This window comes from Agromyces sp. MMS24-K17, assembly GCF_043950245.1.
Taxonomy (GTDB): domain Bacteria; phylum Actinomycetota; class Actinomycetes; order Actinomycetales; family Microbacteriaceae; genus Agromyces.
Map to the genome: position 1 here is coordinate 3,381,588 of NZ_CP171640.1, position 13,045 is coordinate 3,394,632.

The 13,045-nt window shown below is 72.1% G+C and carries 12 protein-coding genes; 4 read left to right on the top strand and 8 right to left on the bottom strand.

The genetic code is table 11. The features are described from left to right. Positions 1–30 precede the first annotated feature (30 nt). The 5 genes from ACGGZK_RS15550 to ACGGZK_RS15570 form a co-directional block, all read right to left on the bottom strand. Positions 31–1,062 (bottom strand): ABC transporter permease, encoded by a 1,032-nt coding sequence (locus ACGGZK_RS15550; RefSeq protein WP_395243528.1) that lies wholly within the window; start codon positions 1,060–1,062, stop codon positions 31–33. Beyond that, positions 1,059–2,594, bottom strand: coding sequence for a sugar ABC transporter ATP-binding protein (locus ACGGZK_RS15555; protein ID WP_395243529.1), 1,536 nt, complete (start codon positions 2,592–2,594; stop codon positions 1,059–1,061). The genes ACGGZK_RS15550 and ACGGZK_RS15555 overlap by 4 nt, the downstream gene beginning before the upstream one ends. Then, positions 2,591–3,034 carry an RbsD/FucU family protein gene (locus tag ACGGZK_RS15560; protein ID WP_395243530.1) on the bottom strand — a complete coding sequence of 148 codons (444 nt, stop codon included), beginning with the start codon at positions 3,032–3,034 and terminating at the stop codon, positions 2,591–2,593. The genes ACGGZK_RS15555 and ACGGZK_RS15560 overlap by 4 nt, the downstream gene beginning before the upstream one ends. Positions 3,035–3,158: 124 nt before the next feature. Further along, entirely contained in the window at positions 3,159–4,157 is a 999-nt protein-coding gene (locus tag ACGGZK_RS15565) for an aldo/keto reductase (RefSeq protein ID WP_395243531.1), read from the bottom strand. Next, entirely contained in the window at positions 4,154–5,473 is a 1,320-nt protein-coding gene (locus ACGGZK_RS15570) for an L-fuconate dehydratase (protein WP_395243532.1), read from the bottom strand. Before ACGGZK_RS15570 ends, ACGGZK_RS15565 begins: the two co-directional genes overlap by 4 nt. Before the next feature lie 142 nt (positions 5,474–5,615). Here ACGGZK_RS15570 and ACGGZK_RS15575 point away from each other — a divergent pair, with 142 nt between their 5' ends. The 3 genes from ACGGZK_RS15575 (at position 5,616) to ACGGZK_RS15585 (ending at position 8,235) form a co-directional block, all read left to right on the top strand. Then, entirely contained in the window at positions 5,616–6,491 is an 876-nt protein-coding gene (locus ACGGZK_RS15575; RefSeq protein ID WP_395243533.1) for a fumarylacetoacetate hydrolase family protein, read from the top strand. Further along, positions 6,488–7,243: an SDR family NAD(P)-dependent oxidoreductase gene (locus ACGGZK_RS15580; RefSeq protein WP_395243534.1), complete on the top strand. Its 756-nt coding sequence runs from the start codon at positions 6,488–6,490 to the stop codon at positions 7,241–7,243. The genes ACGGZK_RS15575 and ACGGZK_RS15580 overlap by 4 nt, the downstream gene beginning before the upstream one ends. A gap of 116 nt (positions 7,244–7,359) precedes the next feature. Continuing rightward, complete coding sequence (locus ACGGZK_RS15585; RefSeq protein ID WP_395243535.1) at positions 7,360–8,235, top strand: fumarylacetoacetate hydrolase family protein; 876 nt, start codon at positions 7,360–7,362, stop codon at positions 8,233–8,235. A gap of 9 nt (positions 8,236–8,244) precedes the next feature. Here the strand turns inward: ACGGZK_RS15585 and ACGGZK_RS15590 are convergent, their stop codons facing one another. Then, positions 8,245–9,165: an alpha/beta hydrolase gene (locus ACGGZK_RS15590; protein WP_395243536.1), complete on the bottom strand. Its 921-nt coding sequence runs from the start codon at positions 9,163–9,165 to the stop codon at positions 8,245–8,247. 88 nt (positions 9,166–9,253) lie between these two features. Between ACGGZK_RS15590 and ACGGZK_RS15595 the strand changes: the two genes are divergently transcribed. Further along, positions 9,254–9,694 carry a MarR family winged helix-turn-helix transcriptional regulator gene (locus ACGGZK_RS15595; protein WP_395243537.1) on the top strand — a complete coding sequence of 147 codons (441 nt, stop codon included), beginning with the start codon at positions 9,254–9,256 and terminating at the stop codon, positions 9,692–9,694. A 26-nt stretch (positions 9,695–9,720) separates the two neighbouring features. On the opposite strand, the gene ACGGZK_RS15600 is transcribed toward ACGGZK_RS15595, so the two are convergent. Beyond that, complete coding sequence (locus ACGGZK_RS15600) at positions 9,721–11,235, bottom strand: aspartate ammonia-lyase (RefSeq protein WP_395243538.1); 1,515 nt, start codon at positions 11,233–11,235, stop codon at positions 9,721–9,723. Between the two features lie 179 nt (positions 11,236–11,414). Next, positions 11,415–13,025, bottom strand: a complete 1,611-nt coding sequence (locus tag ACGGZK_RS15605) for an amino acid permease (RefSeq protein WP_395243539.1) — start codon at positions 13,023–13,025, stop codon at positions 11,415–11,417. Positions 13,026–13,045: the final 20 nt, after the last annotated feature.

The window sequence follows — 13,045 nt, forward strand, 5'->3', positions numbered from 1 at the left end:
TTGCGGTGGTCTCCGGGTGCTCCGGATGTCTCAGGCCCGACGGCGTCGCAGCATGTCCAGGTAGACGGCGACGAGGATGACGATGCCGACCGCGACCGACTGCCATTCCTGCGGGACGGAGATGATGCGGAGGCCGTTCGTGAGGACGGCCATGATGAGGGCGCCGATGACGGTGCCGACGATGGATCCCTTGCCGCCCTGGAGCGACGTGCCGCCGATCACGACGGCGGCGATCGCCTCGAGCTCGAGGCCCATGCCGCCCGTCGGCTGCGCCGACGAGAGGCGCGAGGCCGACAGGACGCCGGCGAGGCCGACGAACAGGCCCGCCATCGTGTAGATGATGATCTTCCAGCGGCGCACGTTGACGCCCGACAGGGCGGTCGCGGCCTCGTTCGAGCCGATCGAGAAGGTGTAGCGGCCCACGATCGTCTTCGACAGCACGATCGCGGCGATCACGATGACGACGATGAAGATCAGCACCCCCAGCGGGAACCGCATGCCCGGGATGATCGACAGGTTCATGATCTGCTGGAACTCGGGGGTGTCGTTGAAGTAGATCGGCTTCGTGCCCGAGATGACCAGCGACAGGCCGGCGGCGATGAGCATCATGCCGAGCGTCGCGATGAACGGCGGGATGCCGAGCACCGACACGTTCACGCCGTTGATGAGGCCGATGAGCGCACCGAAGGCGATGGTCGCGAGCACGCCGGCCCACAGCGGCCAGCCCCAGTAGGTGAGGAACACGCCCGACATCACGCCGCACAGCACCATGCCGGTGCCGATCGACAGGTCGATGCCGCCGGTGATGATCACGAACGTCGTGCCCAGGGCGAGGATGCCCGTGACCGTCGCGGCGGTGAGGATCGAGATGAGGTTGTTCGCCGTGAAGAAGTGCTCGTTCGCGATCGAGAAGAACACGACGATCACGATGAGGCTCGCTGCGGCGAGGAACTGCTGGAGCGAGCCGCGGAGGCGGGCGAACCGGGGCCGGCCCGCGTCGATCGCCCGGTAGGCCGTCGTCGACGGGGTCGACGCGTCGGGCTGGGTGGAGGTGGGGGTCATCGCGCGATCGTCCCTTCGGCGCTGAATCGGGTGGCGTAGTCCATGACGTTCTCCTGGGTGGCCTCGGCGTTGGCGAGGACGGCGGTGAGCCGGCCCTCGGCCATGACCGCGATGCGGTCGGAGAGCCGCAGGATCTCGGGCAGTTCGGAGGAGATCATGATGATCGCCTTGCCCTGGTCGGCGAGGTCGCGCAGCAGGCCGTAGATCTCCTCCTTGGCACCGACGTCGATGCCGCGGGTCGGCTCGTCGAAGATCAGCACGTCGCAGTCCTTCGCGAGCCACTTGGCGATGACGACCTTCTGCTGGTTGCCGCCGGAGAGGTTCCGCACGAGCTGGGCGGTCGAGGGCGTCTTGATGCGGAGCAGGTCGACGTAGTGCCGGCCGGCCTCCTCGATCCGTCCGTTGCGGACGAATCCGAGCCCGGCGACGTACTCCTTGAGCGAGGCGAGCACGATGTTCTCGCGGACGCTGCGCTCGAGGAGCACGCCGAGCTGCTTGCGGTCCTCCGAGAGGTAGCCGATGCCGAGGCGGGCGGCGTCGGCGGGGCTGCCGATCTGCACGTCCGCGCCGCGGAGGGTGATGGTGCCGCCGTCGCGCCGGTCGGCACCGACGATCGCGCGGGCGACCTCGGTTCGGCCGGCGCCCATGAGCCCGGCGAACCCGAGGATCTCGCCGGCATGCACCTCGAACGAGACGTCGCGGAGCAGGTGCTTCGTGGACAGGCCGCGCACGGTCAGCATCGGCTTGGCGTCGGTGCGCAGCGGCGCGGGCCGCTGCTCGCCGTGGAGCTCGCGGCCGACCATGAGCGAGATGACCTCGCGCTGGGAGGTCCCGGCCGTCACGAGGGTGTCGATGTAGCGGCCGTCGCGGAGCACGGTGATGCGGTCGGAGATGCGGGACAGCTCGTCCATGCGGTGCGAGATGTAGATGACCCCGGTCTCGTCGGTGCGGAACCGCCGGATCAGGTCGAACAGCACGTCGACCTCGGCGTCGTTCAGCGCGGCGGTCGGCTCGTCCATGATGAGCACCTTCGCGTCGAACGACAGCGCCTTCGCGATCTCGACCATCTGCTGGCGCGCGACGGTGAGGCCCTCGACGCGTTCGGCGGGGTCGAGCGCGAGGCCGAGGCGGTCGAAGAGCTCCTGTGCGCGGCGGTTGAGGCCCCGGTCGTCGAGGAACAGCCCGGCCGAGCGGTGCTCGCGGCCGATGAAGATGTTCTGCGCGACCGTGAGGTCGGGCATCAGGTTGAACTCCTGGTGGATGATGCTGATGCCCTGCTCCTGGGCGTGCCGCGGGCCGTCGAGCCGCAGCTCGTGCCCGTTCATGCGGAAGGAGCCGGCGTCGGGCGTGTGGATGCCGGCGAGCAGCTTCATCAGCGTCGACTTCCCGGCGCCGTTCTCGCCGACGAGGGCGAGCACCTCGCCGTGGCGCAGGTCGAGCCGCACATCGTCGAGCGCCTTCACGCCGGGGAACGACTTCGAGACGCCCTCGAGCTCGAGGAGCGGCGGGCGCCCGGGTTCCGCGGCGCTCATCGCGCCGGTCCGTTCGCGACGTAGGCGTTCACGACGCCCTTGCGGAGGATGAGGTTGCCGTACGGCCGGAGCTCGCCGGTGCGGACGACGAGCGCGGCGCGAGCGGCACGGTCGTAGAACGCGAAGCGCTCGAGCTCCTCGACCCGGGACGGGTCGTCGACCGCGGCGGCCTCGACGAGGTCGACCTGCACGGGCGGCCGGTCGTCGGCCTCGGCGGCCATCAGCAGCACGGCCGCGCCCTCGTACCCGTCGAGCGGGACGACGGTGCGGATGGCCTGCACGACGACGGGCGAGCCGAGCCCGGGGAGGTCGACGACGCCGGCGCCGAGCCGGTGGGCCGGGAAGTTCGCATCGGCGACGACGAGTTCGTCGCCGTGCCCGAGTCGATCGAGCGCGGCGAGCAGGTCGCCGGTCAGGATGGGGTGGATACCGCTCAGCACCTGCGAAGCTCCTCTTCTGAGATTCGGGATGAGTGTACCGTTCATCGGATGTCTCGGGGCATCCGTTCGGCAGATCGTGGCGTCTCGTCACGCGAACGTGACGAAAGATCGGACTTCTGACGGCTCATGGGAGAAGTCCCTGCTCGACGAGGTGCTCCCAGAAGGCCTCGGGCACCGTCGTGGCGAAGCGGGCGGCGTTCTCGCGGACCGCGTCAGGTCGGGAGGTGCCGACCACGACCGAGCGGACGGCGGGGTGGCGCAGCGGGAAGTGCAGCGCGGCCACCGGCAGGCGCACGCCCCACTCGCGACAGGCGGCCGCGAGTCGGCGGGCGCGATCGAGCACCTCGGCGGGCACCGCGCCGTAGTCGTACGCGGCGTCGGCGGCCGGTTCGTCCGTGGCCAGCAGGCCCGAGTTGTACGGCGCGGCCGCGACGACGGCGACGCCGCGCTCCTCGCAGAGCGGGAGCAGGTCCGCCAGGGCGGGCTGCTCGAGCAGGGTGTACCGCCCGGCGATCATCACGACGTCGAGGTCGCCCTCGCGCACGGCGCGCGCGGCCACGGCCGCGTCGTTCACGCCGATGCCGATCGCACCGACGACGCCCTCGTCGCGCAGGCGGGCCAGGGCGGGCAGCCCTTCCCGCAGGCCGCGATCGAGGTCGTAGACGTCGGGGTCGTGCAGGTACGCCAGGTCGATGCGGTCGAGGCCGAGCCGGTCGAGCGAGTCGTCGATGCTGCGGCGCACGCCCGACTCGCTCGGGTCGAACCGGCGCACGAGGTCGTCCGGCACCGCGAAGCCGTCTGCGAGGTCGTCGCCGCCCGTGAAGGCCGGGTTCGGCTCGAGCACGCGGCCGACCTTGGTCGAGAGCACGAACTCGTCGCGCGGCCGTTCGGCGAGGAACGCGCCCATCCGCCGCTCGGAGAGGCCGAGGCCGTAGTGGGGCGCGGTGTCGAAGTACCGGACGCCCGACTCCCAGCCGGCTTCGAGCGCGGTGCGGGCGGTCTCGTCGGAGACGGGCCGGTACAGGTTGCCGAGCGGCGCGCCGCCGAAGCCGAGCGGGCCGAGCCGATCGGCGAGGGTTGCCGGAGCGGCGCCCGCGTCGGGGTCGGCGGTGGCGGCGCTCATGCGCCGGCCCCGATGCCCCCGGCCGCCACGGCCGCGCGGCCGTGCCACTCGTTCGCGTCGATGGAGGCGGCGAGCATCTCGGTGCCGGCGCCGGGCGCCGTGGGCGCGAGGTAGCGGCCCTGCTGCACGACGACGGGCGTGACGAAGTGCTCGTGCAGGTGGTCGACGTACTCGATCATGCGGCCCTCCATGGTGCCGGTGACCGCGACGTAGTCGAACATCGACAGGTGCTGCACGGCTTCGCAGAGGCCGACGCCGCCGGCGTGCGGGCAGACGCGCACCCCGAACTTCGCGGCGAGCAGCAGGTTGGCGAGGTTCTCGTTGACGCCGCCGACGCGGGTCGCGTCGATCTGCATCACGTCCATGGCGCCGGCTTGGAGCAGCTGCTTGAAGACGACCCGGTTCTGCACGTGCTCGCCCGTCGCGACGCGCACCGGGGCGACGCCGCGCGCGATGGCCGCGTGCCCGAGGATGTCGTCGGGGCTCGTGGGCTCCTCGATCCAGGCGGGCTCGAACTCGGCCAGCGCGGTCATCCAGGCGATCGCGTCGGCGACGTCCCAGCGCTGGTTCGCGTCGACCGCGATCGGGTACCCGGGGCCGACGGCGTTGCGGGCGATCGCGAGGCGCCGGCGGTCGTCGTCGAGGTCGGCGCCGACCTTGAGCTTGATCTGCGGGTACCCGTCGGCGACGGCCTCGCGGCAGAGCCGGTCGAGCTTCTCGTCGGAGTAGCCGAGCCAGCCCGGGGTCGTCGTGTACGCGGGGTAGCCGACGGCCTCGAGGTGCGCGGCACGCTCGGCGCGGCCGGGCTCCGCCGCGCGGAGGATCGCGAGCGCCTCCTCCGGGGTGATCGCGTCGGTGAGGTAGCGGAAGTCGACCAGGGAGACGAGCTCCTCGGGGCTGAGGAACGCGAGGTGCCGCCAGAGCGGCTCGCCGGCGCGCTTCGCGCGCAGGTCCCACAGCGCGTTCACCGCGGCGCCGATGGCCATGTGCATGACGCCCTTCTCGGGGCCGAGCCAGCGCAGCTGGGAGTCGTGCACGAGCCGGCGGCTCGCGGCGCCCATGTCGGCGAGCAGCGCATCGACGTCGGCACCGACGAGGTGCTCGCGGAGCGCGGCGAGCGCGGCGACCTGCACGTCGTTGCCGCGGCCGATGGTGAAGACGAAGGCGTGGCCCTCGAGCCCGTCGGGCGCGTCGGTGCGCACCACGAGGTACGCGGCGGAGTAGTCGGGGTCGGGATTCATCGCGTCCGACCCGTCGAGGGTGAGCGAGGTGGGGAAGCGGATGTCCCGGGTGTCGACGCTGACGATCGTTGGCATGGCGTCCTTTCTGGCGGGGTCGAGCATAGACATCGGATGTCTCTGCCGTCAACCCGTCCGGATATGCAAGAATCAGGGCGAATCATCCTCGCGGCCGATCCAGACCTCTGACCTCCGGCCGCGTCATTCGCGAAGGAGCAGCATGAGATTCGCCCGACTCGGCGCCGTCGGCGCCGAGGTCCCCGTCGTGGTCGACGGCGACCGCATCCTCGACCTGCGCGGCCTCACCGCCGACGTCGACGGCGCGTTCCTCGCCCGGGGCGGCGCGCAGGCCGCACGCGAGGCGCTCGCGGCCGGCACCCTGCCCGAGCTGCCGGGGGCAGGCACGCTCCGCGTCGGCGCCCCCATCGCGCGCCCGTCGGCGGTGTACTGCATCGGCATGAACTACGCCGCGCACGCGGCCGAGTCGGGCTCCGCCCCGCCCGAGCGCATGGTCATGTTCATGAAGTCGCCCAACACCGTGGTCGGCCCCGACGACGACGTCGCGATCCCCCGCGGCAGCGTCAAGACCGACTGGGAGGTCGAGCTCGGCGTCGTCATCGGCCGCCGGGCGAGCTACCTCGGCTCGCACGAGGAGGCCGCGGCGAGCATCGCCGGCTACGTGATCGCCGACGACCTCTCGGAGCGCGACTGGCAGCTCGCGGAGTCGGGCGGCCAGTGGTCGAAGGGCAAGAGCGCCCCCGGCTTCTGCCCGACGGGCCCGTGGCTCGTCACCCCGGACGAGGTCGACGCGCACGACGTGCGGCTGCGGAGCTGGATCAACGGCGAGCCGCGCCAGGACTCCCGCACGTCCGACCTGATCTTCGGCATCGAGGAGATCGTGCTGCAGCTGAGCCAGGTGCTCGCGCTCGAACCGGGCGACCTCGTGCTCACCGGCACCCCCGAGGGCGTCGCCCTGTCGGGCCGGTTCCCGTACCTCGTCGCCGGCGACGTGGCCGAGCTCGAGATCGACGGCCTCGGCCGCCAGCGGCACCGGTTCACCGAGGCAGCCGTCACCGCGTCGGAGGCGTCCGCATGACCGGCGCGTTCGACGGCCTCGTCGCGATCGTCACGGGCGGGGCATCCGGCATCGGCGCCGCGATCTCGGCGCGCCTGCGCCGCGACGGCGCGCGCGTCGCGGTCTTCGACCTCGCTCCCGACGGCGCCGACGCCGACCTCGCCGTCCGCGTCGACGTCACCGACGACGCGAGCGTGCGCGCGGGCGTCGCGCGGGTCGCCGCGGAGCTCGGCCGCATCGACGTCGTCGTGAACAACGCCGGCATCGGTGCGCAGGGCGACGTCGCGGCGAACGACGACGCCGAGTGGCACCGCGTGTTCGACGTCAACGTGCTCGGCATGGTGCGGGTCGCCCGCGCCGCGCTCCCCCACCTGCGCGAGTCGCCGGCGGCCGCGATCGTGAACACGTCGTCGATCGCCGCCACCGCCGGCCTGCCGCAGCGCGCCCTCTACAGCGCCACGAAGGGCGCCGTGCTCTCGCTCACGCGTGCCATGGCGGCCGACCACCTCGCGGAGGGCATCCGCGTGAACGCGGTGAACCCCGGCACGGCCGACACGCCGTGGATCGGGCGCCTGCTCGCCTCGGCCGACGATCCGGCCGCCGAGCGCGCCGCCCTCGAGGCCCGCCAGCCGCACGGCCGGCTCGTCTCGGCCGACGAGGTCGCCGACGCGGTCGCGTACCTCGCGAGCCCGGCGGCGGGGAGCACGACCGGCATCGCCCTCGCGGTCGACGGCGGGATGGACGGGCTCCGCCTCCGGCCCCGCGCCGACTGAACCGCTCGGAACGGCGTCGCCGTCGCGCACCGCGATGAGGCCGCCGTTCCCGAATCGTCACCATCGGATGCGGTCGCGCCCGGCCCGGGCGCGGCCGCGCTCGATAGGCTCGAACGGTGAAGTTCGCGCACCTCAGAGTCGATGGCCGGCCCACTCCCCGACTCGCGGTCGTCGCGGGAGACTCGGCGCACTTCCTCGACGAGCTCCTCGAGCAGCCCCCGCTCGACCTGCAGCACCTCATCGAACTCGGCCCGGGCGCCCTGGCCGACGCACGGGAGGCCGTCGCCGCCGCCGTCGACGCCGGAGCGACGGGCACGCCGGTGCACGACCTGCGGCACGCGTCCGCCGTGATCCGCCCGCCGCAGGTGCTCGCGGTCGGCGCGAACTACGCCGCGCACGCGAGCGAGCTGAAGCTGCGCAGCGAGTCGGCGATGACCGTCTTCTCGCTCTGGCCGAACTCGCTCACCGGCCACGGCCAGACGACGACCTGGCCAGGCGACCTGTCGACCCAGGTCGACTACGAGGCCGAGCTCGGCGTGATCATCGGCCGTCCGGCCCGCGGCGTGCACGTGCGCGACGCGCTCGACTACGTCTTCGGGTACACGGTCGTGAACGACATCACGGCGCGCGACATCCAGTTCTCCGAGGCGCAGTGGTCGCGCTGCAAGTCGTTCGACGGCTTCACGCCGACCGGCCCCGTGGTCGTCACCGCCGACGAGATCCCCGACCCGCAGGACCTCTGGCTGACCACGAACCTCGACGGGCACATCCTGCAGGACGCCTCGACGAACGAGATGGTGCGCGGCGTCGCCGAGATCATCTCCTACCTGTCCCGTTCGGCGACGATCCCGCCCGGCACGCTCATCTCGACGGGCAGCCCGGGCGGCGCCGGCTACTCGCGGAGCCCGCAGGTGTTCCTCGCCGACGGCGCGACGGTGACGGTGTCGATCGGCGGCATCGGGTCGCTGACGACGCACTGCCGGGTCATCTGACGCCCAGCGTCATCTGACACCCACCCGGGCCGGCAGCCGCGCCGCGAGGAAGTCGCCCGCGCGTTCGACCGCGCGATCCGCCTCCTCGAGGACGCCGACGAGCGTCGGCATGTTGTGGGGCGCGCGGGCGGCGACCTCGAGCACCACGTCGACGTCGGCGCGCGCGGCGTTCGCGGCCAGCCGCACGGCGTCGTCGAGCAGCAGCTCGCGGCTGCCGACGTGCACGAACATCGGCGGCAGGCCGCGGAGGTCGGCGAACACGGGGCTCGCGAGCGGCGACGCGGCGGCCTCGGCGGCACCGGCGGCACCCGACTCGGGGAGGTAGCGCGCGGCGTAGCCGCGGAGGTCGTCGATCGTGAACAGCGGGTCGTCGCCCACCCGGTCGGCGATCGAGTCGCCGGAGAGGGTCAGGTCGGTCCACGGGGAGAACACGGCGACGGCCGCGGGCATCGGCAGGCCCAGCCCGCGGGCGGCCACGAGGGTGGCGACGGCGAGGCCGCCGCCCGCGGAGTCTCCGGCGAGGAGGAGCCGGTCGGGGCCCGCCGCATCGAGCAGCTCGCGGTACGCGGCGACGGCGTCGTCGACGGGATCGGGGAAGCGGTGCTCGGGCGCGAGGCGGTAGTCGAGCGACCAGGCGGTGGTGCCCGTGCGGCGGGCGAGCGCGGCGGCGACCCCGGCGCCCGTGCGGGCGGAACCGATCACGTAGCCGCCTCCGTGGAGGTAGAGCAGGGCGCCGGCCTCGGAGCCGCCCTCCGCCCGCAGCCGGAGGGCGGGCCTGCCGGCGACGGCGTCGGGCGTCGCCTCGACGTCTCCGGGGATCGGGCCGGCCCCGCCGGCGAAGGCGGTGCGCATCTCGGCGACCGTGGCATCGGGGGCGAACCTGGCGGAACGGTACAGCTCGGCGACGCGGTCGAAGGCGGCGTGGGACATCCGTGGCTCCTGTCGTAGATTGATTCCAGGGAATCGATATTGCCCCACTATAATGATTCCCGTCAATCTACTTCCGGAGAATGCACCCATGGCCGACGACGCCGACCTCGCCCTCTTCTTCACCCTCGTGCGCGCCGAGACGCGCTGGTTCGAAGGGCTCGACGACCGCGTGCACGCCGCGCACGGCGTGCACCTCGCGTCCTACGACGTGCTCCGGGTGATCGCCTCGGTCGACGGATGCCGCGTGCAGGACATCGTCCGCGAGATCGGCATCACCGTCGGGGCGGCCAGCAAGTCCGTCGACCGCCTCGAGGCGGCCGGCCTCGCCGAACGCCGGGCCAACCCCGGCGACCGGCGGTCGTCGCACATCTCGCCGACCGCGACCGGCCGACGCCTGCTCGACGAGGCGACCCCGACCGTCGCCGACGGCGTGCGGGAGCGACTCGCCCGCCTCACCGCCGACGAGCGGCGCGCGCTCGCGAGCGCGCTCACCGCGCTGCGGGCGACCTTCGACGCCGACGAGGCCTGACGCCCCGTCCCGCCGGGCCGCCCGCGTTACTCGTGCGGCTCCCCCTGCATGGTGATGACCGGGATGGACTGCGTGATGTGCAGCCCCGAGAGCTTCGACGGCGAGAGCTCCGCCTCCACCGCCTCGCGGGTCATCAGCCCCGCCTCGACGACGAGGTCGGCCACCGGTCGCCCGGTCCGCAGGGCGAGCTTCGCGAGCGTCGCCGCCTCCTGGTAGCCGATCAACGGGATGAGCGCGGTGATGACGCCGACGCTCGAGGCCACCATCGCCTCCAGGCGGTCCTCGTTCGCGGTGATGCCGTCGACGCAGTTGACCCGCAGCGTCCAGCACGCCTGGCGCATCCAGGTGATCGACTGCAGCAGCGAGTGCGCGATCACCGGCTCGAACGCGTTCAGCTGGAGCTGCCCGCTCTCGGCGGCCATCGTCACGGTGAGGTCGGTGCCGGCGACCGCATAGGCGACCTGGTTGACGGCCTCGGGGATGACGGGATTCACCTTGCCCGGCATGATGCTCGACCCCGCCTGCCGGGCCGGGAGGTTGATCTCGCCGAGGCCCGCCTGCGGCCCGCTCGAGAGCAGGCGCAGGTCGTTGCAGATCTTCGAGAGCTTGATCGCGCTGCGCTTCATCACGCTGGAGAACGTCATGAACACGCCCGTGTCGCTCGTCGCCTCGATGAGGTCGGGCGCCGTCTCGAGGGTCAGCCCGGTGATCTCGCTCAGGTGGCGCACCACGGCCTCGGCATAGCCGGGCTCCGCGGTGATGCCCGTGCCGATCGCCGTCGCGCCGAGGTTCACCTCGCCGAGCAGCTTGATGGTCTCCCGGAGCCGGTCGACGTCCTCGCCGAGCGTCGTCGCGAAGCCGTGGAACTCCTGCCCGAGCGTCATCGGCACGGCATCCTGCAGCTGGGTGCGGCCCACCTTCAGGACCCCGTGGAACTCGTGGCCCTTCCGGTCGAACGACCGCCGCAGCTGGTCGAGCTCCACCAGGTACGTCGTGAGCGAGAACGTCATCGCGAGCTTCACGGCCGTCGGGTAGGTGTCGTTCGTCGACTGGCTGCGGTTCACGTGGTCGATGGGGTGTACGACGTCGTACCGCCCCTTGGCGTAGCCGCCGATCTCGAGCGCGAGGTTCGCGATCACCTCGTTCGCGTTCATGTTCGTCGAGGTGCCGGCGCCGCCCTGGATGACGCCCACGACGAACTCGTCGTGGTGCTCGCCGGCGATGATCCGGGTGCAGGCCTCGTCGATCCAGGCGGCCTGCTCGTCGGGGAGGACGCCCAGCTCGTGGTTGGCGCGCGCCGCCGCCTGCTTCACGCACGCGAGCGCGCGCACGAGCTCGGCGTAGACGGAGATCGGGCGCTTCGAGATCGGGAAGTTCTCGAGCGCCCGCATGGTGTGCACGCCCCAGTAGGCGTCGGCCGGGACCTCCACGCTGCCGAGCGAGTCGGTCTCGGTGCGGGTGGGCCCGACGGGGAAGGGCGGATACACGTCGTCCACCTCCGTGAACGTGATCGGGATGGGTCGGGTGTCGAGGGGCGACATGCGTTCGGCTCCATTGCCTCGGGTCCTGCGGGGTGCGCGGGACGGGTGAGCGGATGTCCCGGGATCGCCGGTTATCCGCCTCCGAGCCTACCCGCGGGACCGCCGGGCCGCAGGCCCCGCACGCGCGCGGCGGGCGGCCGGCGCCCCCGCGCCGACCGCCCGCCGCGGTCCTCCGCCCGTCAGGACCTGACGGGCGCCTCCGGCTCCTCGGTGCCCTCAGCCGCCGGTGCGGCCCCGTCGACGCCGTCGACGCCGTCCGTCGCGAGCAGCTCCTCCTCGACGGCCCCGCCGTAGCCCTCCTTCTGCGGATCGCCGTGGAGGCCGCCCGAGACCGCGTACTCCTCCTCCGGGGAGAGCACGAGGCGGTGCCGTCCCCAGAGCGCGAAGGCGAGCAGCATGACCACGTAGACCACGCCGATCGCGATGATCGCCGGGACGAACGTCGGGTTCAGCAGGAATCCGAGGAAGATGAGCGCCGCGATGGCCGCGGCGACGATGGCCCCGGGGATGCCCCAGGGGCTGCGGTACGGGCGCGAGGCGTTCGGGTACTTCCGGCGCAGGATCACGAACGAGACCATCTGCAGGAGGTACGCGAGCACCGCGCCCCACACGGCGATGTTCAGCACGATCGCGCCGGCCACGGCACCGGCGCCCTCGGCGTCGACCTGCGCGAGCACGTCGAGCACGAGGAGCGCGATGAAGCCGATGACCGCACCCGCGATGAGGGCGACCCACGGCGTCTGCCGCTTCCCGGTGAGCGAGAGGAACTTCGGGTAGTAGCCGGCCCGCGAGAGGGAGTACATGTTGCGTCCGTAGGCGAACATGATGCCCTGGAGCGAGGCGAGCAGGCCGATGAGCGCGAACAGCGCGAGCAGCGCGGCGAGCTCGTCGCCGACGATCGCCCGGAAGCCGTCGAGCAGCGGCTCCCCCGCCGTGCCGGTGGCCTCGGCGCCGACCACGCCCGTGTTGAGGAAGAGCACGAGCAGGCCGGTCACGATCAGGGTGGCGCGCGCGATGAGGCCGGCGCGCGGGATGTCCCGGACGGGGTCGTGGGACTCCTCCGCCGCCAGCGGCAGCTCCTCGATGCCGAGGAAGAACCACATCGCGAACGGCAGGGCGAAGAGGATGGGCAGCACGCCGTGCGGCAGGAAGGCGGTCTGGCCCGCGTCGGGGACGATGTCGAACAGCTTGTCCCACGAGAACTCGCCGGAGAAGATCGCCATCGCGCTGAACACCAGCAGGATCGCGATCGAGATGATCGAGACGACGATGGCGAACTTGAACGACAGGTTCGCGCCGGCCGCGTTGATGCCGATGAACGCGATGTAGAGCACCACCCACCAGATCCACTGCGGCATCGAGAAGCCGAGCAGCTCGCTGGTGATCGCGTCGGCGTACGAGCCGGAGAAGAACACGATGACGGCGGTGGTCGCGACGTACTCGATCGTCTCGGCGAGGCCCGTGATGAACCCGCCCCACGGCCCCATCGCCGCGCGGGCGAACGAGTACGCGCCGCCGGTGTGCGGCATCGCGCTGCTCATCTCGCCGATGGAGAAGATCAGGCCGTAGTACATGACCACGAGGATCACGAAGGCGATCAGCATGCCGCCGAAGCCGGCGAAGTCGATGCCGAAGTTCCACCCGGAGAAGTCGCCGGAGATGACGGCGGCGACGGCGAGGCCCCAGAGGCCCCAGACGCCGGCGGCCCGCGTGAGCTTGCGTTTCTCGAAGTAGCCGTCGTCGGCGGTCGTGTACTTCACGCCCGAGACGGAAAGGGTGTCCTTGGCCATGGCCGGCTCCTCCAGGTGGT

What these genes read in the sequence shown, in the direction of transcription:
- ACGGZK_RS15580 (WP_395243534.1), top strand. Translation starts at nt 6,488, where the DNA reads ATGACCGGCGCGTTCGACGGCCTCGTCGCGATCGTCACGGGCGGGGCA.
- ACGGZK_RS15555 (WP_395243529.1), bottom strand. Translation starts at nt 2,594, where the DNA reads ATGAGCGCCGCGGAACCCGGGCGCCCGCCGCTCCTCGAGCTCGAGGGC.
- ACGGZK_RS15565 (WP_395243531.1), bottom strand. Translation starts at nt 4,157, where the DNA reads ATGAGCGCCGCCACCGCCGACCCCGACGCGGGCGCCGCTCCGGCAACC.
- ACGGZK_RS15605 (WP_395243539.1), bottom strand. Translation starts at nt 13,025, where the DNA reads ATGGCCAAGGACACCCTTTCCGTCTCGGGCGTGAAGTACACGACCGCC.
- ACGGZK_RS15595 (WP_395243537.1), top strand. Translation starts at nt 9,254, where the DNA reads ATGGCCGACGACGCCGACCTCGCCCTCTTCTTCACCCTCGTGCGCGCC.
- ACGGZK_RS15600 (WP_395243538.1), bottom strand. Translation starts at nt 11,235, where the DNA reads ATGTCGCCCCTCGACACCCGACCCATCCCGATCACGTTCACGGAGGTG.
- ACGGZK_RS15570 (WP_395243532.1), bottom strand. Translation starts at nt 5,473, where the DNA reads ATGCCAACGATCGTCAGCGTCGACACCCGGGACATCCGCTTCCCCACC.
- ACGGZK_RS15575 (WP_395243533.1), top strand. Translation starts at nt 5,616, where the DNA reads ATGAGATTCGCCCGACTCGGCGCCGTCGGCGCCGAGGTCCCCGTCGTG.
- ACGGZK_RS15590 (WP_395243536.1), bottom strand. Translation starts at nt 9,165, where the DNA reads ATGTCCCACGCCGCCTTCGACCGCGTCGCCGAGCTGTACCGTTCCGCC.
- ACGGZK_RS15550 (WP_395243528.1), bottom strand. Translation starts at nt 1,062, where the DNA reads ATGACCCCCACCTCCACCCAGCCCGACGCGTCGACCCCGTCGACGACG.